Genomic DNA, 25,593 nt, shown 5'->3' on the forward strand with positions numbered 1-25,593 from the left:
AAATTAGTCGTTTAATCGTTTAAATGCCTTTGGAAGGAAGTTAATAATATCACTTGCGATAAGCGATTCTTCGCCTATTTCCTTAACAGCAAGATCTCCTGATAAGCCATGAAGATACATTCCGAGGAGTGAAGCCTCACGTTGTGAGTAGCCACGAGCAAGCAATGCGGTAATAATTCCAGTTAAAACGTCTCCACTTCCTGCTGTTGCCATACCTGGATTGCCTGTTGTGTTGAAGTAGATATTGCCATCTGGAAGGCATAGAGCACTGTAATGACCTTTCAATATGATGTAACATCCAAAGTGTTGAGCAAACTCCGAGGCCTTAATGAGCTGTTCATAGCTACTTGTTGAGGTTGCTCCTGTGAGTTGTTCCAATTCCTTTTGGTGTGGAGTCATAATAATGTCCTTAGGCAATTGTTGTAGCCAAGCACGGTGATTGCCAAATATGTTGATGGCATCTGCATCGATAACAAGAGGGCATTGTGCACGTCTTATTTGTGCAATGAGTGCTATTGCGGTGGTTTCATTTAAGCCTAAGCCAGGTCCAAGACCCACAGCATGATAGCAATCGCAATCTATTGCTTCAGAAAAGAATTGTTCGTTGTTATCTAAATGTACCATTGCTTCAGGCACTGCAGTCTGCAAAATGGGATAAAGAGCTTGTGGAACGTGAGTTGTTAGCTTGCCAACTCCACTCCGAAGGCATGCTCTTGCAGATAAAACAGCAGCTCCTGCCATTCCTAAAGAGCCTGCAATGAGCAGCGCATGTCCCATTAATCCCTTGTGAGAGAATAGTTCTCGCTTCTTAAGTAATGGTATAATGTCGCCTTCTTCGATAATATTAAAAGTTGAAGGTGTGTTTTTTATGAATTCACTTGATAATCTAATGTCTAAAACTTTCAATTCTCCTATGTGCTTTTGACAGTCTGCAAGGAGCATTGCAAGCTTCTTTTGTTGTAGAGTAAGGGTCAAGTCGGCATTGATAACATTTACTCTTACATTGTAAGTGTTGTCCTCAGGCATTAAACCTGAAGGTATATCAATACTCACAACCTTTGCAGGTGATTGGTTAATGTATTTCACTAAGGATGCAAAACCGCCCGATAGTGGTTTATTTATGCCACAACCAAAGAGACCATCTATCACTACTTCTTTTTCAGTAAGCTTGGGTGGATCGAAGTTTGTGATAACTTCTGTGAAGTCTTTAGCACGCTTATGTTCCAATAAACGTAGCTTATTTTGTTCGCAATCGGGCGAAAGACTATTGTGAATGTTAAATAAATATATCTTAACGTTATATCCTTCACCAAGTAAAAGGCGTGCTACCGCAAGAGCATCTCCGCCATTATTGCCTGGACCTGCAAATACAATAAATGGTGTTTGGGTGTTCCAACGCTCGCAAATAACTTCCTTCATGGCTATTGCTGCACGTTCCATTAGATCTAAAGAACTAATGGGTTCATGCTCAATTGTATATTTGTCGAGCTCTTTTATTTGATTACTTGTGAATATTTTCATATTTGCAAAAATACAAAATTTAATGCTAATGTGTTCAAAGTATGGTATATTTTTAGTAAATTTGCAACAAAATATAGTGTATTTAGAGATGGCTCAAATAACAATTAAGGATAAAACCTTTAAGACTTCTATTCCAGAAGCAGAGATATTGAAGAGAATTCAAGTAGTAGCAGATCGTATAAACAGCGACATGAAGGATAAAAATCCACTACTATTAGCGGTGTTAAATGGCTCGTTTATATTTGCTGCAGACCTTATGAGGATGCTAACTATTCCTTGTGAGATATCTTTTGTAAAGCTAGCTTCATATCAAGGAACAACCTCTACAGGAACAATTAAAGAAGTGTTAGGTATCAATGAGGATTTAACTAACAGAACAGTTATTATTGTTGAGGACATAGTTGAAACAGGATTAACAATGAAACGAATGATAGAAACACTCGGAACACGCAATCCCGAGTCTATTCATATATGTTCATTGTTAGTGAAACCAGATAGACTTCAAGTGCCTTTGGATATAGAATATGCTGTAATGGAAATTCCAAATGACTTTATTCTTGGTTATGGACTTGACTATGATCATCAAGGACGCAACCTAAGAGACATCTACACCATTGTAGAATAACCACTAAATCATTTTCCTTCATTTTTAATGCTACGCTCTTTGGGCGTGGGTTTGAAAATGTATGCATTTTGATGAAAGGTAAAACGAGAGGTAAAAGCACACTGATAAAGCTTTTATTCTCATTCTTATAGAATACAAACAATATTAATATATCATCCTATAAAATGAACAATATCGTTATTTTTGGTGCTCCTGGTTCAGGAAAAGGCACTCAAAGCGACAAGCTTATTGCTAAATATGGTTTCGAACACATCTCTACTGGCGATGTACTTCGTAGTGAAATTAAGAACGGAACCGAGTTAGGTAAGACCGCAAAAGAATACATTGACAAGGGACAACTTATCCCAGACGAGTTGATGGTAGATATTCTTGCAAGCGTATATGATAGCTTTGGCAAAGAACATAAAGGTGTAATCTTCGACGGATTCCCACGAACAATACCACAAGCAGAGGCTTTAAAGGCTATGTTAGCAGAGCGTGGACATCGCATTGCTGCAATGATTGAGCTTGATGTACCTGAAGAAGAGTTAATGAAACGATTGATTCTTCGTGGAAAAGAAAGCGGAAGAAGCGATGATAACGAAGAAACTATCAAGAAACGTCTTGGTGTTTATCACAATCAAACAGCACCATTGATTGATTGGTACAAGAAAGAAGGAGTTCATAACCACATCAATGGTTTAGGAGAACTTGACACAATATTTGGAGATATCACTACTGTAATCGATCAGTTGTAATATTTTCTCACTATATCTAATAGGGAGTTATGGAGTTATAACATCAACTTCATAATTCCTTATTTTGGTTTTTAAAAGGCTACAAAATAGGCATTCAGGCCTTATAAACAGCCCATTTGTTTGTATAAAGATATTGCAACGCATATAGGATGGCACTAAAACGAGAAAGGAAGTAAAGTTATGGCAGATTCAAATTTTGTTGATTATGTAAAAATATATTGTCGAAGTGGAAAAGGAGGACGTGGTTCTATGCACTTACGACACGTTAAGTATAATCCAAATGGTGGACCCGACGGAGGTGACGGAGGTGATGGAGGAAGCGTTTATTTGCGTGGAAACCATAACTATTGGACTCTTTTACACCTTAAATTCCAACGACATGTCTATGCAGAGCATGGCGGAAATGGTGGAAGAGATAAGTGTCACGGAACCAATGGCAAGCATCAATACATCGATGTGCCATGCGGAACCGTTGTATATGATGCCGAAACAGGTAAGTATGTGTGCGATGTTAAGTACGATGGACAAGAAGTTCTACTCTTAAAAGGTGGTAGAGGCGGTTTAGGAAACTTCCAATTCAGAACTGCAACCAATCAAGCTCCACGCTATGCACAGCCTGGTGAGCCCATGCAAGAGCAGACAATCATTCTCGAACTCAAGCTACTTGCCGACGTAGGTCTTGTTGGTTTCCCCAATGCAGGTAAGTCAACGCTTCTTTCTTCGTTATCAAGTGCACGCCCAAAGATAGCCAATTATCCTTTCACTACATTAGAACCCTCTCTTGGTATTGTTGGATATCACGACAATAAGTCGTTTGTTATGGCAGATATTCCAGGTATAATTGAAGGCGCAAGCGAAGGAAAAGGACTCGGATTGCGTTTTTTACGTCACATAGAACGAAACTCTTTGCTTCTTTTTATGGTGCCAGGTGACACCGATGATATCAAGAAAGAATACGAAATTTTATTGAACGAGCTTCGCAATTTCAATCCCGACATGCTCGACAAGCATAGAGTTCTCGCCGTAACAAAAAGCGATTTGCTCGACGAAGAGCTTATATCAATGCTTAAAGAAACTCTTCCCGAAGACCTTCCATGTGTGTTTATCTCGGCAGTTACAGGTCAAGGACTCAACGAGTTGAAAGACATTCTATGGAAAGAGCTTAACAGCGAGAGCAATAAGATTAAGGGAGTTATTGCCGAAGACACTCTTGTTCATCGTGATAAAGATATTCAACGCATTACAGAAGAGTTGGAAGCAGAAGGCGAAGATGAAGTTATTTTCGTAGAAGATGAAGATTTTGATGATTTAGAGGACTTTGAATATGTAGATTTGGAGGACGAAGAATGATTCCGAAGCTGCATCAATACGCAATTGATAACAATGTAATAGCCTTTTCAAGCATGCGCTCTTGCGATGAAAATTCATTGCAAGCAGACGGCAAGATAGATGATGCTTATGCCTCATTCAATATCAATCCTTGGGTAGGAGATAACGAAGAGCAGGTGAATAGCAATCGTTTAGAATTGGCAAAAGCATTAGAAATTAACGAAAAAAACATCATCTTACCTCACCAAACTCACCAGACTGAGGTCAGACAAATTGCTTCTGAATTTCTTTCGTTGCCCTCTTCGGTTCAAAGCATGCTGTTAGAGGGAGTCGATGCACTCATAACTAACGAGTCAAATGTGTGCATTGGAGTTTCAACGGCCGACTGTGTGCCTGTTGTTATGTATGATTCCGAGCACAAAGCCATAGCAGTTGCGCATGCAGGTTGGCGTGGAACGGTAGAGAATATTATGCGAAAGACAGTCGAAAAAATGTATCGTTCGTTCAATACCGACCCCAAAACACTGCAAGTAGTCATTGGTCCTTCCATCTCTTTCGAGTCGTTTGAGGTAGGCAGTGATGTGTTCAACGCTTTTAATGAAAAAGGACTTGCCGCCGATAAACAATGTGTTAGTTCATCGGCACAGCTTCTTTCGATCAATAATAACAATGTGTTGGTAGACAATAGCGCAAAAGATAACGAACCAAAGTGGCATATCGACTTGGCTCAATGCAATAAAAAACAGCTCGAAAGTTTAGGTGTTTCCGCTCAAAATATCACTTTATCGGGCATTTGTACCTATTCAAATTATCACAAATTCTTCTCTGCTCGTCGTTTAGGAACAGCCTCTGGCAGAATATATACAGGCATTCTCCTTCGTGGATAAGGTGCTTTAAAGAAATACATAATTCTTTTGTTTAACCTAAAAGATTGTAAATGAAAAGACTAAATACACTCTGTTATATAGCTCTTTTAGGCTTGTTAGTGGCTTTTATGCCTGCTAACGACACCTTTACTGCAGCCGAACAGCAACAAATAAGTATCGAAACGCCCCATTTGTTTGATGCTTCAAACACGTTTAATATAGACTTTGGAGCTTTATCTTCAAGCGAATATTCTTTCCCTTTGCCCGTAGGTAAGGCGTCGTTGTTAAGCAATAAAGACATAGAAATAACCACTTCTGAAGGCGATGCGGTGAAAGCTATGTTCAATGGAACTGTGCGTTTGGCTCGAAAGATGGGCAATAGAGGCAATGTTGTAGTGATTCGACACGACAACGGCTTAGAAACGGTGTATGAAAATAATGCTCAAAATCTTGTGGCGGTAGCTCAAAAGGTAAAAGCAGGACAAACAATTGCCATCGTAGGAACAAAGAATAAGAAAGCAACTTGTTTGTTTTATATTATGGTGAATGGTGGAAAGGTGAATCCAGAGCTTGTTCTAGATGTGAAAAAGAAGACACTTAAGCAAACCATTTTGCAGTTTAAAAAGAAGGGAAAGCACGTTAATATCACCATTGTAGAGAAGAAAGACGAAAAGAACATAAAGAAAGAAGAGAAGGAAAATCGCAAAGAAGATAAGGAAGAGAATATAAAAAGCGGTTCATATAACAAGAATGGTGACTATGTTCTTAACCTTTCTACCCTTAAAAATGGCGAGTGGGCATTCCCATTGCCAGGCTGTCATATTATAAGTCCATATGGAGGACGACGTGGACACTCAGGAGTTGATATTAAAACAAAGGCCAATGATAATATATATGCAGCCTTTGATGGAGTGGTTACTATGTCGGCTCCACACTATGGATATGGAAATTGCATTGTAATTAAGCATGCCGAAGGACTCGAAACGCTGTATAGCCATCAATCTAAGAATCTTGTAAAGGTAGGACAAAAGGTTAAAGCAGGTGAATTAATTGGCTTAACTGGTCGTACTGGTCGTGCAACAACACCGCATCTTCATTTCGAAGTGAAGTGGAACGGGCGTCACTTCAATCCTATTATGATGTTTAACTGCACCAACCACTCGTTGCAAAACGTAACAATGACCTTCTCTAAGTCGGGTAAAATAACTGCAACAACGAACAAATAGGCACACTTTAACCAGTAATGATATGAGCGCACAGACAAAAGTCTGTGCGCTTTATTTTTATACTCTTTTTTCTTCTTTTCTAAAAACGGTGTTTTTGAGGTACAATATCATTGCTTTTGGAGTGTAAAATCAATGCTTTTAGATGCCAATGTCAATGCAATTGTATGGCACGCAAAAACTACTTGTTTTTCAATAAGATAGCAACTTGAAAGAATACTTTATTCTAACGAATAAACAAAAAAGGTATATAAAAAATCAATAGAGTGCAAAATAACGTCTATTTTTTAGTAACTTTGCAAATAAAGAAATAAGGAACTCAGCATAACTCTTTGTTGCAAAACGCATAATTATTGAATGAATTTTAGTGACGTAATAGGACAAGACGACGTAAAAAGTCGTTTGTTAACGCTTATAGAATCGGGAAAAATGCCTCATTCTCTGCTTCTTTATGGAGCACCTGGATGTGGCAAGATGGCGTTGGCATTGGCTCTTGCATCGCATTTGTTAGGCGAGAACGATGTGAACAATCCCAAGGCTGCGAGCGTTAAGGCTATGCTAGACCGCTGGGAACACCCCGACTTGCATTTTAGCTATCCCGTTATTCGTCCTACTGGCACCACTGCTGATCATAAAATGATTAGTGATGATTTTGCAAAAGAGTGGAACTTGCTACTCAAAAAAGGTCCATATTTTGATATGGATACATGGCTCGAGCACATGAACGCAGCCAATCAACAAGCTATTATCTTTGCTTCTGAAAGTGATAATTTAACAAGAAAGCTCAACTTAAAGTCGAGTATGGGTGGCTACAAGGTGGCTATCATCTGGTTGCCCGAGCGCATGAATGTTGAATGTGCTAACAAATTGCTAAAATTATTAGAAGAACCTCCACATCAAACGCTATTCATAATGGTGAGCGAAGCACCTGAACGTCTTTTAGAAACTGTTCGAAGTAGAACTCAAATGATTCAGGTGAAGCGCATAGATACTGCCGTTTTAGAGTGTGCTTTGGTGGAGAAAAGGGGCTTAGATGACGATACTGCACATCGTGTAGCACAAATTGCCAATGGCAGTTGGTTAGATGCTATTAGAATGTTGAACGCAGATAGCGAGGCAAAACAATTCTTTAACGACTTTGTGGGCGTTATGCGTGCCTCGTATCGACGTGACATTCGTGAGATGAAAGCATGGAGCGAGCGTGTTGCTACCTATGGACGAGAAAAGCAAAAACGTATGCTTTTGTATTTTCATAGAATGTTCCGAGAGAATTTTATGTATAACTTTAAACAAAGTTCATTGATTCATTTCACTCAAGATGAAGAGCAATTTGCACAAAAATTTGCCCCCTTTATCAATGAAAAAAATATTATTGAACTCTATGAACTTGTTGAACTAAATATAAGAGACCTTTCACAGAATGCCAATCCCAAGATTGTTTTCTTCGATTTTACACTCCGTGTAACGATGCTTCTGGTGAGAAAGTGATTAAACTAAAAATAAAGCGACAAGAAAGAATGAATTATAAAGATATGAAGTTTCATATGTTAGATGGTTGTACCCGTGGCATTTGTAGCAAAGGTTGTGGCAGACAAAATAAACAACTTAATGCTTACGATTGGCTTGCAGGTACTCCTGGTAACATAGAAAGTACTGATTTAGTTGAAGTTCAATTTAAAAATACACGCAAAGGTTATTATCATAATGTTAATAATCTCGACCTAAAAAAAGGTGATATTGTTGCTGTTGAATCGAATCCAGGTCATGATATAGGCGTAGTTTCATTGACAGGACGCCTTGTTGAATGGCAAATGAAACGTGCAAACCTCAAACCAAACGAAGAAATTCGCCGTGTTTATCGTCTTGCTAAACAAGTGGATATCGAGAAATATGAGGAGGCAAAGAGCCGAGAACAGCAGACAATGATTAAGAGTAGACAAATAGCTAAAGACTTAGGACTTAGCATGAAGATTGGAGATGTTGAGTATCAAGGCGACGGAAATAAAGCTATTTTCTATTATATTGCAGACGAACGTGTAGACTTTCGTCAACTGATTAAGGTGCTTGCCGATGCTTTTCATGTGAGAATTGAAATGAAGCAGATTGGAGCAAGACAAGAAGCAGGACGCATTGGTGGTACAGGTCCTTGCGGAAGAGAATTGTGTTGTGCTTCGTGGATGAAGAATTTTGTTTCTGTAAGCACCAACGCTGCACGTTTTCAAGATATTTCTCCCAACCCACAAAAGCTGGCAGGAATGTGCGGAAAGCTTAAATGTTGTTTGAATTATGAGGTAGATAACTATATCGAATCGGGCAAAAGACTTCCAAGTAGAGAGGTTTCTCTGCACACTTTAGAGGCAGAATATTTCTTCTTCAAGGTGGATATCTTAGCGGGTTTGGTTACTTATTCTACTGATAAGAATATGGCAGCCAATCTAGAAACAATTACTGCTGAACGTGCACGACGTATTATTGAAATGAATAAGCGTGGTGAAAAACCTGAAACTTTAACAGGCTCGAAGGAAAGAAAGCAACCCGAACGTCCTAAAGACTTATTGGCTGATGCTGATATTAGTAGATTTGATAAGTCAAAAAATCGTGGAAATAGAAATGATAATAACGATAAACCACGTAATAACCAACGTGAGCGACAAGGAAACGAGGGTCGTAGACAAGGTAATAGAAATGGTGTGGTGGCAGAGGACAATATCGTCGAAATGGTGCACCACAACATTTGAATGAGAATGTAAAAAACAATATTCCACGCAGTGAGCAACCAACAAAACAACAATAAATGGAGGCATTTTGCCTACTTATGCTTTTTCTTTTGCACGATTTTGACATTCTGCATATCGTGCAAAAGAAATGTTGTTTATCATCATTATCAGCATACTTCTATTGCAGGGTGGGAGCGAAATGACACTATTTCGTATGCTATCCCTCGTTTGAAAACAAGCGGAATCTATTCTATTAATGTGGGTTTGCGTGTTACAAACGATTATCCTTTCACAGGATTAAGTCTTGTTGTGGAGCGAAAAGTATATCCTTCGAAAGACATTAGAGTAGATACTTTGAATTGTATGATAATCGACTCGAAAGGAAATGTAGAGGGTAAGGGGGTTAGCTACTATCAATACGACTTTCCTTTGTCTACCCTTCGCCTAGAAAAAGGTGATTCTTTGGCACTTGTTGTGCGTCATGCCATGAAGAGAGAGATTCTTCCTGGAATCTCGGATGTTGGTATTATGTTAAGAACGAATTAAGTTTCGAGAGGCATCTATTCGTAAAAAGATGAATAGAAGCAACGTGAATCCCCATAAAGACGAACCGCCATAGCTGAAGAATGGCAATGGAATACCAATCACAGGCAACAGACCTAATACCATTCCGACATTAATGAAAACGTGAAAAAGAAAGATACTAAGAATGCAATAGCCGTATATTCGCCCAAACTTAAAGGTTTGTCGTTCGGCAAGATGAATGAGGCGGAGAATCAATGCCAAGAATAATAAGAGTACACCAGCCGATCCTAAGAATCCTTCTTCTTCGCCAACGGTACAGAAAATGAAGTCGGTATCTTGCTCTGGAACGAACTTTAGTTTTGTTTGTGTTCCGTTTAAGAATCCTTTTCCCTTTAATCCTCCACTGCCAATAGCTATCTCACTTTGATGAACATTGTAGCCTGCGCCCGACAAGTCTTCATCTAATCCAAGTAAAACATTGATTCGAACTCTTTGATGAGGCTCCATTACGTTATTCAATACATAGTCTGCTGAATAGAAAAAAGCAATAGAACCGATAGAGAATAATGCAATATAAAGATAATTATGTATGCGAGTGTGAAGCCAATTGTAGATGAGATAAAGAATGAACAACACACTTAAAATAATTTGAACGATAACAATATTAAATGGAATAACAAACTTTGCAAAGAGGAAAGCAAGGAGTGTTGTTCCTATGGTTAATGCAAGAAGTTGTCGAACCATTTGTTTTTCTTTACAATAAACGTGAATCATGCCTATTGAAGAGAGTTGAACGAGGAGCAATACGATGAATTTTCCTAAAGAAGTAGGGGTTTCGCTCAACATAATAGCTTCGTATTTAATACCTACAACAAAGTAAACAATCATTGCAACTCCAGTGAAAAGCACACTTCCAGGCATTCCTTCACGATAGAACATCAAGAAAAATGAGAAATAAACCAATGCCGATCCTGTTTCTCTTTGTCCAACAATAAAGATCATGGGCAAAATAACAATGGCAAGAGCAATGGCAAAATCCTTCCATCTTTGCATGTTAAAGGTATATCTTCCCATAAACTTTGCAGCGGCTAATGCCGTGGCAAACTTGGCAAATTCAGCAGGTTGCAGTCGCAAAGGTCCCATTACAATCCACGAACGAGAGCCTTTAATTTCGTGAGGATTAAAGATTGTGGCAAAAAGAAGCAGTAAGAGTAGTCCGTAGATAACGTATGCAAAGGTATCATAAAAGCGGTCGTCCATCATAAGAAGAATGAAACCTAGGCATATAGATGTTCCTATCCAAACAATTTGCATGCCTGAACGAGAGCTTAAACTGAGTATTTCGGTAGAGCCATAGGTATAACTTGCACCGCACACGCTTAGCCATCCAAAAGCAAGTAGTGCGATATATATAGCTATTGTCCACCAATCTAAAGAGCGAAGAATACTCGTTGACTTCTCTTTTTTTCTACCTGTCACCTGACCCATATGCAATTCTACGTTGTTGGAAGTCTGTAGCCATTTTCTCAGAACTATCAGATAATCCACCTTTAATATATTGTTCCATCATTAAAGAGCCAATAGGTACACCATAATCGGCTCCAAATCCACCATTTTCTACATATACTGCAATGGCAATCTTAGGTTTGTCCATAGGCGCAAAACCCATAAATACAGAGTGGTCGTGCCCTCTATTTTCTGCAGTTCCAGTTTTTCCACAAACCAAATAATCAGCTCTGTTGGCGGATTTACATGTTCCTTTTATCACAGAAGAGCGCATACCTGCAACTACCCAATCATAAGAACGACGACTTGCTTTAGTATAATGCTTCCTTGTATATAAGGTATCGAGTGGCTCTCCCTTTACTTTCTTGACCACATGGGGGACATAATAATATCCTCTATTAGCAATAGTGGCTCCAAGATTGGCGATTTGTAGGGGTGTAAGGTTCACCTCTCCTTGTCCAATAGATATTGAAATGACCGTTAAACCATTCCAAGAGCCTTTGTAAGCCTTGTCGTAAAATGTGGCATTAGGTATTAAACCACGTTTTTCTCCGGGCAAATCAATTCCCAATTTATAGCCAAATCCCATACTAACCATATAGTCTCGCCATGTATTCATAGCATTATCGACGTTGCCATACTTGCTCTTATTGCCAATCATGTAGTAAAGTCCCCAGCAAAAGTAGGCATTACATGATGTACTTAGGGCTTCGGTTACAGCCAATGGTGATGAGTGGGAGTGACAACCAACGTGTAGTCCTTTATAATAAAAACCGTGATGGCAGCTTAACATGCTTGTAGGAGTGAGAATACCTTCGGTTAAATAGGTGAGAGCTTGTGATGTTTTGAAAGTAGAACCAGGTGGATATTGCCCCATAATACTTCTGTTTAGAAGCGGTTTCCACACGTTTCTAGATAAAGCAAGGTTGTTTTTACCACGTTGTTTTCCCACCATTAGTCGGGGATCGTATGTGGGTGAAGACACCATACACAGTACTTCGCCAGTTGAAGGCTCAATAGCTACGATGCTTCCAATCTTTCCTTCCATCAGTCTTTCACCCAAAGCCTGTAGCTGTAGGTCTATACTTAGGGTTAAATCTTTACCTGCAATGGGTCTATGGTCGAGCTTTCCATTTTGATAACTGCCTTGAATTCTTCCATGAGCATCACGCAATAGAATTTGAATTCCTTTTTCTCCACGTAGTTGTTTCTCATAAGAACGCTCCACACCAAGCTTTCCTATGTAGTCACCAGGTTGATAATAATCGTCCGATTCAATATCACTTGGAGATGCTTCTGCCACATCTCCCAATACATGAGCTGCGTAAGGATATTGATAAAGTCGAATACTTCTCTTTTGAATGTAGAAGCCTGGGAATCTAAACATACGTTCTCTAAATACACTAAACTCTTTATCTGAGATTTGACTCATGAATAATTGTTGTGTAAAACGGGAATATCCAGGATTTTTTGAGCGGTCTTTTATGTCCTTCATTCTGTTTATAAAGAACTCTTTTGTAATACCAATTGCATTACAAAAACCCATCGTGTCGAGTCTTCCGCTTTCTTCATTCATCACAACCATAATGTCATAAGATGGTTGATTGTAAACAAGAAGTTTTCCAGATCGATCGAATATAAGTCCACGAGAGGGAAAATCAACTTTCTTCAAGAATGCATTACTATCAGCATTCTTCTTGTAATCATCGCTAAGTAATTGCAAAGTGAAAAGTCTTACGATGTAAATGAGAACAATTCCTATCGCAATTCCAGCTATAATAAAACGTCTTTTCTCGAGATGATAATCAACCATTGTTCTTTCTTATATTTTCAATTGCAAGAATAAGAATCAATGTAAGTATTGTACTTCCACCGACACACTCGATCCATCTCATCCAATTAAAGAAGTTAAATGTCTCTAACGTAAAGAATAATAAACAAAAGATGAGAATTAAAGGTAACGAAAAATAGATGAAATGTGCCACTCCTAAAGTCTTAATTGTTGGCTCTAAATCATCAGGACTCTCACGATTTATAAATAATAAAAGCAGATATGGTTGTATAAGAGCTATTAAAACCATAGATGCAGCAGCTACTCCTGGTGTGTTTGCAAATATATCTACGATTAAACCTATTATGAAAGCAGAAGTTAACGAAAGCCACTTTGGGATATTACGGCGTATTCCAATGACCATATATATATATAATAAAGGTGTGGCACATTGAAATAAATGAATATGATTGAGTACTAATACTTGCATGAGAAGTAGTAGAACATACAAAAAAATATTTGTAAGTGTTTTCGAAGTCATTATTTCTTCTTTCCTTTATTCTTATGTTTGAAAAGAATTTTCTACCCTTATTAGAAATCAACAAGAAAAGGATTTAGCTTCCTTTTCTTGCTGAATATAGTATGAAAACTTTCTTCTTTTATTTTATTAGTTGTCTATAATAGAATCTTGAGCTGCTCTCATTAGTTCTATTCGTTCTAACATAGGTGCATTATTTATGATGAATACATCACGAAGCGTGCTGAAATTAGTTGCTAATTTCACTTTTAGTCGATATGATAAACCATCGGCAGAGTTGTAAGCATTGGTTATTTTACCAACAATTATACCTTGGGGGAATATTGAAGAATAACCGCTTGTAATAATTTCATCATTCATTCTAAAATGAGCATGACGTGGAATATCATCTAAGAAGGCATAATCACTTGCGCCTTTGTTCCAGTGTAAATAACCTAAATAGCCTTTATTTTTTATAGTACAGCTAATGTTTGATTTCGAGTTAAGCACTGATAGTACAATAGAATAATGTTCTGAAACCATGTAAACGATACCCACAACTCCCAAACCGCTTACAACTCCCATATTAGGAGTAATGCCTTCAGCTCGCCCTTTGTCGAGAGTTATGAGGTTATCATTTTCGTTTATTGAGTTGGTAATAACCTTTGCGGGTATGATTTGAAAACCATTGAAAAGGTCTTTGTTATTAACTATGATGCTAGAACTATCTTTTGTGGTATTAAGAATGCGTTGCTCGAGTATATTTATTTGTCGTTCCTGTTCTATATTACGCAAACTTAGCTGTTGGTTCACATCTACAAGTGAGAAATATTTTTCCACTTCTGCACTTAATTCGTACACTTTTCCAGCGACACTATTGGCAGATGTGAACCAAACACTACCTTGATAGGTGTTGTATTGAAATAAAAGTATGATACTAGTGATTTCTAATACAACAAAAACAAACCAATGATTATATTTAGATAGAAACTCTAGAAGGTTTCTCATAGGCTTTGTTTTTAGCGCATCAAGAACGAGAAACGATCAACATTCTTCAATGCAATACCTGCACCTTTAGCGACACTGTGAAGTGGATCTTCTGCTATATGGAATGGAATGTTGATTTTATCTTGTAAACGTTTATCCAAACCACGAAGTAAAGCGCCACCACCACTAAGATAAATACCATTCTTTACAATATCAGCATATAGCTCGGGAGGAGTGTTTTCCAATGCACTTAGCACAGCATTTTCTATTTTTGCAATGGTTTTATCTAAGCAATGTGCAATTTCTTGATAGCAAACAGGTACTTCCATGGGTAGAGCTGTGATACGATTAGGACCATGTACGATGTAATCTTCAGGTGCTTCGTCGCCTAAGTCGGTAAGAGCAGAACCCACATGTATCTTAATTCGTTCAGCCATTCTTTCACTTACACGCACATTGTGTTGTCTACTCATATATTCTTGAATGTCTGCTGTAAGGTCATCTCCTGCAATTCGAATCGAGTTGTTGCTCACAATACCACCTAAAGAGATAACTGCAATCTCTGTACTACCACCGCCAATGTCGACAATCATGTTTCCTTCTGGGGCTTCAACATCGATACCAATACCTATTGCGGCAGCCATTGGTTCGAAGATAAGATAAACATCACGTCCATCTGCATGTTCTGCAGAGTCTCTCACGGCACGAAGTTCAACTTCAGTAGAGCCTGAAGGAACACCAATAACCATTCTTAGAGAAGGAGAGAATAATCTACTTCCGCTGTGAACCATTTTAATTAAGCCTCTCATCATTTGCTCGCAAGCAGTGAAGTCGGCAATTACTCCATCACGAAGAGGACGTATGGTGCGGATGTTGTCATGTGTTTTTTCATACATGAGCTTAGCTTTCTCACCCACAGCAATCATCTTGTTGTTTGTTCTGTCAAGTGCAACAACCGAAGGTTCGTCTACAACTATCTTATCATCGCTGATGATAATGGTGTTGGCAGTACCTAAGTCCATTGCAATTTCTTGGATAAATGAAAAAAATCCCATATTCTATTTCTTTTTAACTTGTTGTTTTTCGGTTTGTGTTTCATGTGTGATGAAAAGACAATTAAACCTTAATAACAGTTTTTTGATATTCTATTTTTGTGAAGAAAACCAGCCATGTATTGCTGTGTCGTAATGACTACTTACACCAAAAGCACGTGTTGCAAACATTTGGCGTTGTGCAAGTGTGGTTTGAGCACCATTCTCTTTTAAAATATCGAGTAGTATGCTGTATTCTTCTTTACTTGGAACAATAACCACATCATTAAAGTTTTTAGCTGCAGCACGAATGAGAGAGATGCCTCCGATATCGATTTTTTCGATGATATCTGCAGAAGATGCGCCACTTTCTACTGTCTTTTCAAAAGGATAAAGGTCTACCACTACAAGGTCGATAGCAGGTATTTCGTATTCGATAACTTCTTTTTTGTCGCCCTCATGCTCACGACGTGATAATATTCCACCGAATATTTTAGGGTGAAGAGTTTTAACACGACCTCCTAATATTGAAGGATATGAGGTTACACTTTCTACCTTTTGGCATTCGTAGCCTAACGATTCGATAAATTGTTGAGTACCTCCTGTTGATAAAAACTTAACTCCTTGAGCATGCAATGTAGCAAGCAACTCGTCTAAACCATCTTTATGAAAAACCGATATCAATGCGGTTTTAATTTGTTTTGTTTCGGGCATTGTTATTATTAATTATGTGATTAATGGTGCAAAGGTATAAAAAATAAGCAGAAATATCCCTCCTTTTTCCGTGTGTTTTTATATTTTATGCCTTTAAATGATACCTTTTTAATTTGTTAAAGGTGAGAAACGTAAATTAAATTCTTTTTTTGGCGTGTTTGTTGGCTTCTTGTTATGGCTTTTCTGAAAGGAAGTAATGTGTGTGTGTTATTGTTTTATGGCTTCTTTTACATTGCTTTTACCCCAAAAGTCATTTATTTTTATTATCTTTGCACCACTTCTTTAAATCTGAATAGATTGATTTTTCAGGATTTAGATTATATAGAAAGATATTAAAGAAGGATTTATATATAAAATAGATTATAAAAATAATTATGAAGAAAATTTGGATATCAATAGTCTTAGGGCTTATTATGACATCATGTGGTGGTAGTTCGTCTAGTAATGACCCTATCCCTGCACCCCCAACTCCAGTAGTTGAGGATGTAAAAGTGACAGATAACGACCTTGTTAGTTATTTTAATCTAGATAAAACAAAGTATGTTTATCAAGCAATTGAGTTGCTAACAGCACAAACAGGTGCTAAAACAGTTAATGCAAAGAATATCGAAGTGCTTTCAACTTCTATTCAAGAGCGCAATGATAGCGAAGGAACTTTTAAAGTTTTAGTATCAGGAAAAGTTCAAAATAAACCATTTTCGCAAACCCTTACTTATACTGGTTTCGCAAAGAAACCATCAGATTTTGATATGGCTCGCCGTATTTCTGTTAAGTGGAAAAGTGGGGTTGACTATCAAACACAATTCGATTTCGATACACTTTATCGTTTAAAGAAAAGCGAAAAGTACACAGCTGAATATCTTTCGCAATTTATTGATATTGAAGTTTTAGAGCAAAACTCACAAAATGTTTATAAGTACACCGCAGATGATTTTGCAAAATTGCAGATAAGTAATTTTGAGTTTAAGAGCGGAAGAAGCACAGGTACACTTACATTCGTGGTTACTTACAACGGACATAAAGGTTACGTAGGTTCTGGAACCTATGCTCAACCAGCGTTGGCGTTCGATAAAAATGCTTATTATGCATCGAAATTTGAGGTAAAGAAAGACGTTGTAGCGCAATATTATATGCGTGGTGTTTACGAAAATGCAGCTGTGTTCTATGCTGGTTTCTTTGATTATGATACCAATATTTATGCTCCAATCCTTAAATCAGTAAACAAAAGCGATTCTCAAAACACACTTTCTGTAACCATCGAACTACAAGAAAGAAATGGTAGTGAGAATGTTTTGGCAACGTTTACTAAAGATATTGAAGGCTTTAAGCCATTAAGTACACTTGCAAAAGAATTAGGATTGTCTACAACATCCGACCTTGGTGCATACATGGGAAAACGCTTCCGCACCTCTGCAGATGGTGATTTACTTGCAAAGGTGAAGGCTCTTCCTATTCAGAAATGGATTGAAAATGCTCATTTAAGTTTGAAAAGAGCGGATGGTTACTTAGATTTAGAACGAAAAGAAGTGCGTATGACTAATGGAAACTATGTCGTTCCAGTGTGGAAAGCCACATCTAATAGAGGTGTTGAACTTGATGCTTACTTCTTAAATCCACGCTTTGAGGTTGTAGAAGCAAAGAAAGAAGGTATATGGCTAAATCTTAAAGTGAAATTGTTAGAGGTAAATGAGGTGGCTGTTAATGATGTTGTACTACCATTAAAAATACATCTTATTGCTAGTAACTAAATAAAATATATTCTTTTTTCTTGCAGTTTTACAAGAATAATCAATGAGAAAGAATTTAAGTAACAGAGAATCAAAGGCTATTTCCTTTCTCTCTTAATCAAAACAACTGCATCTTTTTGTAAAGAAAATGCAGTTGTTTTTCTTCTTTCTAAATGCTTTGATCTATAACTACTTACACATGGCGTCGCAATAGCATTCTTTTTGCCTTTTAAAAGCATAGCTTTTGGTGTGCAAAATCAATGCTTTTATACTCTAAAAACATAGCTATTAAAATACAAAGGCTGTGGTGGTAGATAGAGGGAAGAATGAATAAAAAGAAGAAAAATAATAAAAAATATTTGTGAGATTAAAAACAATATATTACCTTTGCAAAGCTTTTAACGGCTAATGGCGGGATAGCTCAGCTGGTTAGAGCGCATGATTCATAATCATGAGGTCACCGGTTCAATCCCGGTTCCCGCTACAATGCAAATCAAAACGCTTAAGATTTATTTCTTAGGCGTTTTTCTTTTTATCCACGTTGTGTATATTTTCCTTAATTTTGTGTATTTCTTTGTTTTTGAAAAGCATTCATAATAGAAGATGAATATAACTAATTAACAAACAATAGAAAGAGAATTATATCGAAAAAGAGCGGTGAAAGTAGAAGGAAATATGGAAATGAGACATTATTAGTAGGCTGAGCGCATTGAAAACTTTATGTATTAGGAGGTAAAAAAAAGATAAAGCACAACGAATATCGTTTTTTTATACTAAATTTGTAGCCTATTATAGGCTTTAGCTAAAGCAATAGTAAGTGTAATGTTTAGAATAAAGAAACTAGATATATTTATTGTCAAGCAATTTGGATTGCTTTTTATTGGTACATTCTTTATTTGTCAGTTTGTACTAATGATGCAATTCTTATGGCGTTATATTGATGATTTGATAGGAAAGGGGCTTACGATAGACGTGCTAGCTCAGTTCTTTTGGTATATGGGATTGATGCTTGTTCCACAAGCGTTGCCCCTTGCCATTTTATTGTCGTCGCTTATTGCCTATGGAAATTTAGGTGAAAGTAGCGAGCTAACAGCTATTAAGGCGGCGGGTATATCGCTCATGCAATCGTGTAGAGGTCTTATTGTCATTACAATCCTAATTGCATTTTCCTCATTTTATTTCCAAAACAATATCGGTCCAACAGCCAATTTGAAATTGGCGCAGTTGATATTGTCGATGAGAGACAAGAGTCCAGAGACCCAAATACCTGTGGGTGTGTTCTATGATGGTATTCCTAATAGCAATATCTATGTGCAAAAGAAAGATAATGAAACAGGAAAGCTATATGGAATCATGATTTATCGTATGACGGGAAGTTATGAAGACCAAGCCATTATCTTAGCCGATTCGGGCATGTTGCAGTCTACTGCCGACAGAAAACATCTACTATTATCACTTTGGAGCGGTGAATGGTTCGAGAATATGCAATCGCAAGAATTCACAAATACAGCAGCAGTGCCTTATCGCCGTGAAACTTTTGTGGATAAAAAGATACTTATTCCTTTTGATGATGGATTCAACTTAACCGATGCTTCTTTGTTAAGCGGAAGTGCAAAGAGCAAGAGTATGGGGGCTATTTGGCATTCGTTAGACTCGTTGAACCACTATTACGACAGCGTAGGAAATGTGAATTTTAAAGAATTGTCGTATTTGTACAATCCTGTGCAAGTGAAAACAAGTCGTGACTCGTTGCGATTAGAAACCAAACGAGCATCATTGAAGCAGATGTTCGATGTGGAAACAGATTATAATAAATTGTCGAGCTCACAGAAACAACAAGTGGTGAGCAGTGCTCTTGCCAACATACAAAGAGATATAAGCGAATTAGACTATCGTAGTATGCTAACCGTTGATGGCGATGTGGCGATACGTTTTCACTGGATTGAAGCTTATAATAAAATAACATTGGCATTGTCTTGTTTGCTTTTCTTCTTTATTGGTGCCCCATTGGGAGCCATTATCAGAAAAGGAGGATTAGGTATTCCTATCATAGTGTCGGTGTTAGTGTTCATTACTTACTATATCTTAGATAACTCGGGCTATCGTATGGCTCGTGAAGGAATATGGGCAATATGGTTTGGAAAAACCCTTGCAATGGTGATTTTAACTCCTATTGCAGTGTTTGTGACCTACAAAGCCAATAACGACTCTGTGGTATTTAATATGGATGCCTATCGAGTGTTCTTCATAAAGCTATTGGGTTTGCGTCTGAAACGGCATCTGGCTTTGAAAGAAGTGGTGATTTATCCTCCTCGTTACGAAGATTCCAAGGAAAAACTAATACATTTAGATAGTTTGTTTGATGAATATTTAAAAAGAAAGAAATTGCTCCGTCTGCCCAATCCTATTAAAGTGTTCTTTAAGTATCAAGACGATCATGAGATAGAACGATTAAGTGAACAATTGGAAGCAGTTGTTCAAGACTTAGGAAATACCCGTAGCTCAAGGATAATTGCTTATCTAAATCAGTTGCCAATATTGTCGGTAAAGGCTCATACACGTCCCTTTGATAGAAAAAGATACAATGTGTTGGCGGCTATTTGTTTCCCTCTTGGAATTATTCTTTATATCAGAATGTGGAGATTTAGATTGCGACTGGCAAACGATATCAAAAAACTAATAGTGACAAACAAGCTAATTGTAGACGAAATAGATAATATTCAACAAAAATAAAACGTAAAGGAACATAATTATAATATGGAAAAAGAAGAATTTAAGATAAGCAGTATAGAAGAAGCCATAAAAGACTTTAAAGAAGGAAAGTTTGTTATTGTGGTGGATGATGAGGACCGTGAAAATGAAGGTGACTTGATTATTGCTGCAGAAATGATAACACCTGAAAAGGTGAACTTTATGTTGAAAAACGCAAGAGGCTTGCTTTGTGTACCTATTACAATGGAGCGTTGCAAAGAACTAGACCTTCCTCGTCAAGTGAGTGATAACACTTCGATGCGTGGAACACCATTTACTGTAACTGTAGATAAGTTAGATGGTTGTTCAACAGGTGTGTCGGCAAACGACAGAGCGGCAACCATTAAAGCTTTAGCAGATCCTAATTCAACTCCAGAAACATTCGGTCGACCAGGTCATATCAATCCTTTATATGCTCAAGAAAATGGGGTGTTGCGCAGAAGTGGACACACTGAAGCTGCTATCGATCTATGTAATATTGCAGGTTTGTATCCTGCTGGAGCGTTAATGGAAATCATGAACGAAGATGGAACCATGGCAAGAATGCCCGATTTGATTAAGATGGCACAAGAGTGGGATATGAAAATTATTACCATTAAAGACCTTATTGCTTATCGTTTGAAAGAAGAATCAGCTATTGAAGTGGGCGTAAAAGCTGATATGCCAACAGAATATGGACACTTTAGTATCATTCCTTTCCGCCAAAAAACAAACGGGGTGGAGCATCTTGCCTTAGTGAAAGGTGAATGGAAAGAAGATGAACCTGTTTTGGTTCGTGTGCACTCATCATGTGCTACTGGCGACATCTTGGGCAGTCAGCGTTGCGATTGTGGCGAACAGCTACACAAAGCAATGCAAATGATAGAGGAAGAAGGTAAGGGTGTGATTATTTATATCCAACAAGAGGGTAGAGGTATAGGCCTAATGAACAAGATGGCGGCTTATAAACTACAAGAAGAAGGAATGGATACTGTTGAGGCTAATGTTCACTTAGGATTCAAACCCGACGAAAGAGATTATGGCTATGGTGCGCAAATGTTGCGTCACTTAGGAATACATAAAATGCGCTTGATAACCAATAATCCTACCAAACGAGTAGGTTTAGAGGCTTATGGACTTGAAATCGTAGAGAATGTAGCAATTGAAATTGCTCCAACCAAATACGACTACAAGTATTTGAAGACCAAAAAAGACCGTATGGGTCACACTCTTTCATTAGAATAAGATAAAAAAGGTATAAGGCTTTTTTTCTTATATCTGTCTTTGTATTATATTAATAGGTGAAGAAGAAAATTTCTTCTTTATGCTGTTACAAAATATGCAGTTTGCTTTAGAGGTGAATTCTATTGCAAATTGCATATTTTTTGCATCGTAAAACTTAAAAGTTTTACCTTTTGTCTTGAATAACAAATAATTTTATTACTTTTGTTGCTATATTTATTTGTAATTTTAAAATAATGACACAATTATCTGATTGTTTAAGAAGATTGTCTCCTTCGGCAACACTTGCGATGTCTCAGAAGAGTAATGAAATGAAATCTAATGGCATTGATGTTATTAATATGAGTGTTGGAGAACCTGATTTTAATACCCCAGACCATATTAAAGAAGCAGCAAAAAAAGCGGTAGACGATAATTTTTCTCGCTATTCTCCAGTTCCAGGATACTTAGAACTGCGTAAGGCTATAGTAGAAAAACTTAAGAATGAAAATCAATTAGAATACGAGGTTACCGAAATTTCTGTATCAAATGGAGCAAAACAATGCGTGTGTAATGCAGTTCTTGCGTTGGTGAACCCTGGAGAAGAAGTCATAATTCCTGCGCCATATTGGGTGAGTTATCCAGAAATGGTAGAAATTGCAGGCGGAAAATCAGTTTTTATAGATACTGATATTTCAACCAACTTTAAGATAACCCCAGAGCAATTAGAAAATGCAATTACAGAGAAAACACGATTATTAATATTGTGTTCTCCAAGTAATCCAACAGGTTCGGTTTATTCAAAAGAAGAACTAGAAGCTTTAGCAGAGGTGATAAAGAAATATGAACACCTCTATGTAGTGTCTGACGAGATATACGAACACATAAGTTATATAGGTAAGCATGAGTCTATTGCACAATTTCCAGGAATGAGAGAACGTACTATTATAATTAATGGTGTGTCGAAAGCTTATGCAATGACAGGATGGAGAATAGGTTTCTTGGCTGCTCCAGAATGGATTGCAAAGGGTTGTAATAAACTACAAGGACAATACACAAGTGGTCCTTGCTCTGTTAGTCAGAAGGCTGCAGAGGCAGCTTACACAGGAAGTCAGCAGTGTGTGGAAGGCATGCGCTTAGTTTTCGAACGCAGAAGAAATCTAATCGTAAAACTAGCAAAGGATATTCCAGGATTGGAAGTGAATGTTCCTGAAGGCGCATTCTATCTCTTCCCTAAGTGTTCTGCATTCTTTGGAAAACAATATGGTAAATATAAAATATCAAATTCAACAGACTTAGCAATGTTTCTACTTGAAGAGGGGCATGTGGCAACAGTGAGTGGAGATGCTTTTGGAGCTCCAGATTATTTTAGAATGAGTTATGCAACAGATGATAAAACAATCACCGAAGCCCTATATAGAATAAAGGTGGCTTTAGCAAAGCTACAATAGTAAAATAGAAAAATAGTGGCAAAAAAGAAGAAAGAACAACGAAATATATAAGAATGCCGTTAAAACTTCTTAACAAAGATGCTGTTTATGCATAAAATAATTATCTTTGCGTTATTCTTTTAGATGCTTAAGTTTGATAAATGTCAATAAAACATCTGTTTTAAGAAAAATATAGATGACGAATAATAACAATTAAAATTATTAATAACTAAAGTAACACAAAAATTATGGCAACAACAAAACAAACAGCCAGCCCTAAGAAATCACAGGGCTTTCAAGGAATCAGAGCAGCGTTCTGGGTGATCGTTGTATGTTTCATTATTGCAGTATGTATTTTCAAGTTCGTATTGGGTAATCCAGACAACTTCGTAAATAACGATCCTACTGCAGCAGTAAAAGAAGGTAATATCCTAGGTTTGATGTACAAAGGTGGATTTATCGTACCTATCATCCAAGGTTTATTGCTAACAGTATTAGCTCTTTCTGTAGAACGCTGGTTGGCTCTTAACACAGCATTTGGTAAAGGTTCTCTTTCAAAATTCGTTGCAAATATCAAAGCAGCGTTGAATGCAAACGACTTCGCTAAAGCACAAGATCTTTGCAACAAACAACAAGGTTCTGTTGCTAATGTTGTTTCTGCATCTTTGAATGCTTACAAAGAAATGGAAAATACTAAAGGCTTAAAACTAAGTCAAAAGGTTTCTAAAATTCAACAAGCACACGAAGAAGCTACTCAATTGGAAATGCCTACATTGCAAATGAACCTTCCAATTATCGCTTCTATCGTAACATTGGGTACACTTACTGGTCTTCTTGGTACCGTTATTGGTATGATCCGTTCGTTCGCAGCACTTGCAGCAGGTGGTGGTGGTGACTCTTTGGCTTTGTCAGAAGGTATTTCTGAAGCGTTGGTTAACACTGCGTCTGGTATCGCAACATCTTGGTTTGCTGTAGTTTCTTACAACACTTTCACAAACAAGATTGATAAGTTGACATACGCTCTTGATGAGGTTGGTTATTCTATTGCTCAGACATTTGAAGCTAACCACACAGAAGAAGCTTAATTTTTGCTAACCCTTTAAAACATTTATCATTATGGGTAAAGTAAAAATTAAAAAGCAATCCACTTGGATCGACATGACTCCGATGTCGGACGTGATGGTGCTTTTGCTTACATTCTTTATGTTGACATCAACATTCGTAAAGAATGAACCAGTGAAAGTACTTACGCCTAACTCGGTTTCTGAGATCAAAGTACCTGAGAAAGATGTTCTAAACATTCTTGTTGATAAGCAAGGTAAAGTGTTTATGAGCATGGACAACCAACTTCAGGTTGCTGAAGTACTCTCAGATATGACAGGTACATTCGGTGTGTCTCTTACTGCTAAACAGCAAGAGAAGTTCCAGAAAGATCCTATGTGGGGTGTTCCAATGGAAAAACTTAGTGCTTATTTAAGCCTCGAAGAAGCAGATATGGCTAAGGAAATCAGTGGACAAGGAATCCCTACAGATAGTATTGAAGGCAAGATGAGTGAATTCCAACTTTGGGTTAAGTCTGCAAAGAATGTCAATAAAGACATTAAGCTTGCAATTAAAGCCGATGAAGGAACTCCTTATAAAGTCATCAAGAAGGTGATGTCTGAACTTCAAGACATGCAAGAGAATCGTTACTATCTTATAACTTCATTAAAAACACAGGAGGATTAACATGGACGTAGATTTAAGCGAAGGCAAAGGTGGCAAGCAGAAAAAGATGAGCACCCGTGTAGACTTTACACCGATGGTGGACATGATGATGCTTTTGATCACTTTCTTTATGGTCTGTACGTCATTGGCAAAGCCCCAATCAATGGAGTTAAGTATGCCTAGTAACGACAAAAATGTGAATGACGCAGACAAGTCTGTAAGTAAAGAATCTTACACAATTACATTATATCTAGCTAAAGATAATAAGCTTTATTACATTAAAGGTATTCCAAACTATGGTGATCCTTCATGTTTGAAGCTTACAGATTGGAGCAAAGATGGTATACGTAAGGTGTTAAGAACTCACGTTACAGAAGATGGAACACAACCTGTATTGCAGGTCTTAGCAGCTAAAGAAGCTCTAGATAAGAAGCGTTTAGCAGACCCAAAGAAATATACAGATTCTATTTATAATGCAGAATTAGGTAGAATTAAGGCTGGAGAGATTGATGGTAATAAGATTTCTACAATGACAATCGTTATCAAATCAACCGACGAAGCTAAATATAAAAATATGGTTGATGCTCTAGATGAGATGCAAATTAACGGCATAGGTAAGTACGTTATCGATAAATTAAGTGATAAGGATCTTCAATTGTTGAAGAAAGCCAATATCCAATAATGAATCGGTACATGTAATTAACAATTT

22 protein-coding genes and 1 tRNA gene are annotated in these 25,593 nt (G+C 37.5%); 16 read left to right on the top strand and 7 right to left on the bottom strand.

Annotation, left to right across the window (positions count from 1 at the left end; translation table 11 throughout):
* Nucleotides 1-3: 3 nt before the first annotated feature.
* Complete coding sequence (locus HMPREF0669_RS09300) at nucleotides 4-1,521, bottom strand: bifunctional ADP-dependent NAD(P)H-hydrate dehydratase/NAD(P)H-hydrate epimerase (protein ID WP_009228281.1); 1,518 nt, start codon at nucleotides 1,519-1,521, stop codon at nucleotides 4-6.
* 88 nt (nucleotides 1,522-1,609) lie between these two features.
* Between HMPREF0669_RS09300 and hpt the strand changes: the two genes are divergently transcribed.
* The 8 genes from hpt to HMPREF0669_RS09340 all read left to right on the top strand — a co-directional run bounded on the left by hpt (nucleotide 1,610) and on the right by HMPREF0669_RS09340 (nucleotide 9,564).
* Nucleotides 1,610-2,146, top strand: a complete 537-nt coding sequence (hpt, locus tag HMPREF0669_RS09305; RefSeq protein ID WP_044045772.1) for a hypoxanthine phosphoribosyltransferase — start codon at nucleotides 1,610-1,612, stop codon at nucleotides 2,144-2,146.
* A gap of 164 nt (nucleotides 2,147-2,310) precedes the next feature.
* The gene (locus HMPREF0669_RS09310) at nucleotides 2,311-2,883 is read left to right on the top strand and encodes an adenylate kinase (protein WP_009228283.1); all 573 of its coding nucleotides are present in this window, start codon (nucleotides 2,311-2,313) and stop codon (nucleotides 2,881-2,883) included.
* Nucleotides 2,884-3,063: 180 nt separating this feature from the next.
* Entirely contained in the window at nucleotides 3,064-4,233 is a 1,170-nt protein-coding gene (gene obgE, locus HMPREF0669_RS09315) for a GTPase ObgE (protein ID WP_009228284.1), read from the top strand.
* Complete coding sequence (pgeF, locus tag HMPREF0669_RS09320) at nucleotides 4,230-5,099, top strand: peptidoglycan editing factor PgeF (RefSeq protein ID WP_020967410.1); 870 nt, start codon at nucleotides 4,230-4,232, stop codon at nucleotides 5,097-5,099. Before obgE ends, pgeF begins: the two co-directional genes overlap by 4 nt.
* Nucleotides 5,100-5,149: 50 nt before the next feature.
* Nucleotides 5,150-6,304 carry a M23 family metallopeptidase gene (locus HMPREF0669_RS09325; RefSeq protein ID WP_020967411.1) on the top strand — a complete coding sequence of 385 codons (1,155 nt, stop codon included), beginning with the start codon at nucleotides 5,150-5,152 and terminating at the stop codon, nucleotides 6,302-6,304.
* Between the two features lie 354 nt (nucleotides 6,305-6,658).
* The gene (locus HMPREF0669_RS09330; protein WP_009228287.1) at nucleotides 6,659-7,789 is read left to right on the top strand and encodes an ATP-binding protein; all 1,131 of its coding nucleotides are present in this window, start codon (nucleotides 6,659-6,661) and stop codon (nucleotides 7,787-7,789) included.
* A gap of 29 nt (nucleotides 7,790-7,818) precedes the next feature.
* A complete protein-coding gene (locus HMPREF0669_RS09335) occupies nucleotides 7,819-9,039 on the top strand; it encodes a regulatory iron-sulfur-containing complex subunit RicT (protein WP_020967413.1) in 1,221 nt (406 codons plus the stop codon).
* 30 nt (nucleotides 9,040-9,069) lie between these two features.
* On the top strand, nucleotides 9,070-9,564 hold the full coding sequence (locus tag HMPREF0669_RS09340; RefSeq protein WP_009228289.1) for a gliding motility lipoprotein GldH: 495 nt from the start codon (nucleotides 9,070-9,072) through the stop codon (nucleotides 9,562-9,564).
* Here the strand turns inward: HMPREF0669_RS09340 and rodA are convergent.
* The 6 genes from rodA to HMPREF0669_RS09370 form a co-directional block, all read right to left on the bottom strand.
* On the bottom strand, nucleotides 9,550-11,031 hold the full coding sequence (gene rodA, locus HMPREF0669_RS09345) for a rod shape-determining protein RodA (RefSeq protein WP_020967414.1): 1,482 nt from the start codon (nucleotides 11,029-11,031) through the stop codon (nucleotides 9,550-9,552). The two genes, HMPREF0669_RS09340 and rodA, sit on opposite strands and share 15 nt — an antisense overlap.
* Complete coding sequence (locus tag HMPREF0669_RS09350; protein ID WP_009228291.1) at nucleotides 11,012-12,862, bottom strand: penicillin-binding transpeptidase domain-containing protein; 1,851 nt, start codon at nucleotides 12,860-12,862, stop codon at nucleotides 11,012-11,014. Before HMPREF0669_RS09350 ends, rodA begins: the two co-directional genes overlap by 20 nt.
* Nucleotides 12,855-13,361 carry a rod shape-determining protein MreD gene (gene mreD, locus HMPREF0669_RS09355; RefSeq protein WP_020967415.1) on the bottom strand — a complete coding sequence of 169 codons (507 nt, stop codon included), beginning with the start codon at nucleotides 13,359-13,361 and terminating at the stop codon, nucleotides 12,855-12,857. The genes HMPREF0669_RS09350 and mreD overlap by 8 nt, the downstream gene beginning before the upstream one ends.
* Nucleotides 13,362-13,487: 126 nt before the next feature.
* Nucleotides 13,488-14,345 (bottom strand): rod shape-determining protein MreC, encoded by an 858-nt coding sequence (gene mreC / locus HMPREF0669_RS09360; protein ID WP_009228293.1) that lies wholly within the window; start codon nucleotides 14,343-14,345, stop codon nucleotides 13,488-13,490.
* Between the two features lie 11 nt (nucleotides 14,346-14,356).
* Nucleotides 14,357-15,379 carry a rod shape-determining protein gene (locus HMPREF0669_RS09365; RefSeq protein WP_009228294.1) on the bottom strand — a complete coding sequence of 341 codons (1,023 nt, stop codon included), beginning with the start codon at nucleotides 15,377-15,379 and terminating at the stop codon, nucleotides 14,357-14,359.
* Between the two features lie 90 nt (nucleotides 15,380-15,469).
* The gene (locus HMPREF0669_RS09370) at nucleotides 15,470-16,069 is read right to left on the bottom strand and encodes a bifunctional phosphoribosylaminoimidazolecarboxamide formyltransferase/IMP cyclohydrolase PurH (RefSeq protein ID WP_009228295.1); all 600 of its coding nucleotides are present in this window, start codon (nucleotides 16,067-16,069) and stop codon (nucleotides 15,470-15,472) included.
* Nucleotides 16,070-16,443: 374 nt separating this feature from the next.
* Between HMPREF0669_RS09370 and HMPREF0669_RS09375 the strand changes: the two genes are divergently transcribed.
* From HMPREF0669_RS09375 to HMPREF0669_RS09410, 8 genes are all read left to right on the top strand, one after another.
* Nucleotides 16,444-17,817 carry a lipoprotein 17-related variable surface protein gene (locus tag HMPREF0669_RS09375; protein WP_020967416.1) on the top strand — a complete coding sequence of 458 codons (1,374 nt, stop codon included), beginning with the start codon at nucleotides 16,444-16,446 and terminating at the stop codon, nucleotides 17,815-17,817.
* 389 nt (nucleotides 17,818-18,206) lie between these two features.
* Nucleotides 18,207-18,280 (top strand) — tRNA-Met (locus HMPREF0669_RS09380).
* A 338-nt stretch (nucleotides 18,281-18,618) separates the two neighbouring features.
* Nucleotides 18,619-20,529, top strand: coding sequence for an LptF/LptG family permease (locus HMPREF0669_RS09385; protein WP_009228297.1), 1,911 nt, complete (start codon nucleotides 18,619-18,621; stop codon nucleotides 20,527-20,529).
* 24 nt (nucleotides 20,530-20,553) lie between these two features.
* Entirely contained in the window at nucleotides 20,554-21,771 is a 1,218-nt protein-coding gene (locus tag HMPREF0669_RS09390) for a bifunctional 3,4-dihydroxy-2-butanone-4-phosphate synthase/GTP cyclohydrolase II (RefSeq protein WP_009228298.1), read from the top strand.
* A 233-nt stretch (nucleotides 21,772-22,004) separates the two neighbouring features.
* The gene (locus HMPREF0669_RS09395) at nucleotides 22,005-23,198 is read left to right on the top strand and encodes a pyridoxal phosphate-dependent aminotransferase (protein ID WP_009228299.1); all 1,194 of its coding nucleotides are present in this window, start codon (nucleotides 22,005-22,007) and stop codon (nucleotides 23,196-23,198) included.
* A 227-nt stretch (nucleotides 23,199-23,425) separates the two neighbouring features.
* Nucleotides 23,426-24,262 (top strand): MotA/TolQ/ExbB proton channel family protein, encoded by an 837-nt coding sequence (locus HMPREF0669_RS09400; RefSeq protein ID WP_009228300.1) that lies wholly within the window; start codon nucleotides 23,426-23,428, stop codon nucleotides 24,260-24,262.
* A gap of 31 nt (nucleotides 24,263-24,293) precedes the next feature.
* Entirely contained in the window at nucleotides 24,294-24,905 is a 612-nt protein-coding gene (locus HMPREF0669_RS09405) for a biopolymer transporter ExbD (RefSeq protein WP_009228301.1), read from the top strand.
* Between the two features lies 1 nt (nucleotide 24,906).
* Nucleotides 24,907-25,566: a biopolymer transporter ExbD gene (locus HMPREF0669_RS09410; RefSeq protein ID WP_009228302.1), complete on the top strand. Its 660-nt coding sequence runs from the start codon at nucleotides 24,907-24,909 to the stop codon at nucleotides 25,564-25,566.
* Nucleotides 25,567-25,593 lie beyond the last annotated feature (27 nt).

The organism is Prevotella sp. oral taxon 299 str. F0039, assembly GCF_000163055.2.
Lineage (GTDB): Bacteria > Bacteroidota > Bacteroidia > Bacteroidales > Bacteroidaceae > Prevotella.

Excerpts from the sequence above, each read along its gene's own strand:
- HMPREF0669_RS09300 (WP_009228281.1), bottom strand. The coding sequence starts at position 1,521 with ATGAAAATATTCACAAGTAATCAAATAAAAGAGCTCGACAAATATACA.
- hpt (WP_044045772.1), top strand. The coding sequence starts at position 1,610 with ATGGCTCAAATAACAATTAAGGATAAAACCTTTAAGACTTCTATTCCA.
- HMPREF0669_RS09310 (WP_009228283.1), top strand. The coding sequence starts at position 2,311 with ATGAACAATATCGTTATTTTTGGTGCTCCTGGTTCAGGAAAAGGCACT.
- obgE (WP_009228284.1), top strand. The coding sequence starts at position 3,064 with ATGGCAGATTCAAATTTTGTTGATTATGTAAAAATATATTGTCGAAGT.
- pgeF (WP_020967410.1), top strand. The coding sequence starts at position 4,230 with ATGATTCCGAAGCTGCATCAATACGCAATTGATAACAATGTAATAGCC.
- HMPREF0669_RS09325 (WP_020967411.1), top strand. The coding sequence starts at position 5,150 with ATGAAAAGACTAAATACACTCTGTTATATAGCTCTTTTAGGCTTGTTA.
- HMPREF0669_RS09330 (WP_009228287.1), top strand. The coding sequence starts at position 6,659 with ATGAATTTTAGTGACGTAATAGGACAAGACGACGTAAAAAGTCGTTTG.
- HMPREF0669_RS09335 (WP_020967413.1), top strand. The coding sequence starts at position 7,819 with ATGAATTATAAAGATATGAAGTTTCATATGTTAGATGGTTGTACCCGT.
- rodA (WP_020967414.1), bottom strand. The coding sequence starts at position 11,031 with ATGGGTCAGGTGACAGGTAGAAAAAAAGAGAAGTCAACGAGTATTCTT.
- HMPREF0669_RS09350 (WP_009228291.1), bottom strand. The coding sequence starts at position 12,862 with ATGGTTGATTATCATCTCGAGAAAAGACGTTTTATTATAGCTGGAATT.
- mreD (WP_020967415.1), bottom strand. The coding sequence starts at position 13,361 with ATGACTTCGAAAACACTTACAAATATTTTTTTGTATGTTCTACTACTT.
- mreC (WP_009228293.1), bottom strand. The coding sequence starts at position 14,345 with ATGAGAAACCTTCTAGAGTTTCTATCTAAATATAATCATTGGTTTGTT.
- HMPREF0669_RS09365 (WP_009228294.1), bottom strand. The coding sequence starts at position 15,379 with ATGGGATTTTTTTCATTTATCCAAGAAATTGCAATGGACTTAGGTACT.
- HMPREF0669_RS09370 (WP_009228295.1), bottom strand. The coding sequence starts at position 16,069 with ATGCCCGAAACAAAACAAATTAAAACCGCATTGATATCGGTTTTTCAT.
- HMPREF0669_RS09375 (WP_020967416.1), top strand. The coding sequence starts at position 16,444 with ATGAAGAAAATTTGGATATCAATAGTCTTAGGGCTTATTATGACATCA.
- HMPREF0669_RS09385 (WP_009228297.1), top strand. The coding sequence starts at position 18,619 with ATGTTTAGAATAAAGAAACTAGATATATTTATTGTCAAGCAATTTGGA.
- HMPREF0669_RS09390 (WP_009228298.1), top strand. The coding sequence starts at position 20,554 with ATGGAAAAAGAAGAATTTAAGATAAGCAGTATAGAAGAAGCCATAAAA.
- HMPREF0669_RS09395 (WP_009228299.1), top strand. The coding sequence starts at position 22,005 with ATGACACAATTATCTGATTGTTTAAGAAGATTGTCTCCTTCGGCAACA.
- HMPREF0669_RS09400 (WP_009228300.1), top strand. The coding sequence starts at position 23,426 with ATGGCAACAACAAAACAAACAGCCAGCCCTAAGAAATCACAGGGCTTT.
- HMPREF0669_RS09405 (WP_009228301.1), top strand. The coding sequence starts at position 24,294 with ATGGGTAAAGTAAAAATTAAAAAGCAATCCACTTGGATCGACATGACT.
- HMPREF0669_RS09410 (WP_009228302.1), top strand. The coding sequence starts at position 24,907 with ATGGACGTAGATTTAAGCGAAGGCAAAGGTGGCAAGCAGAAAAAGATG.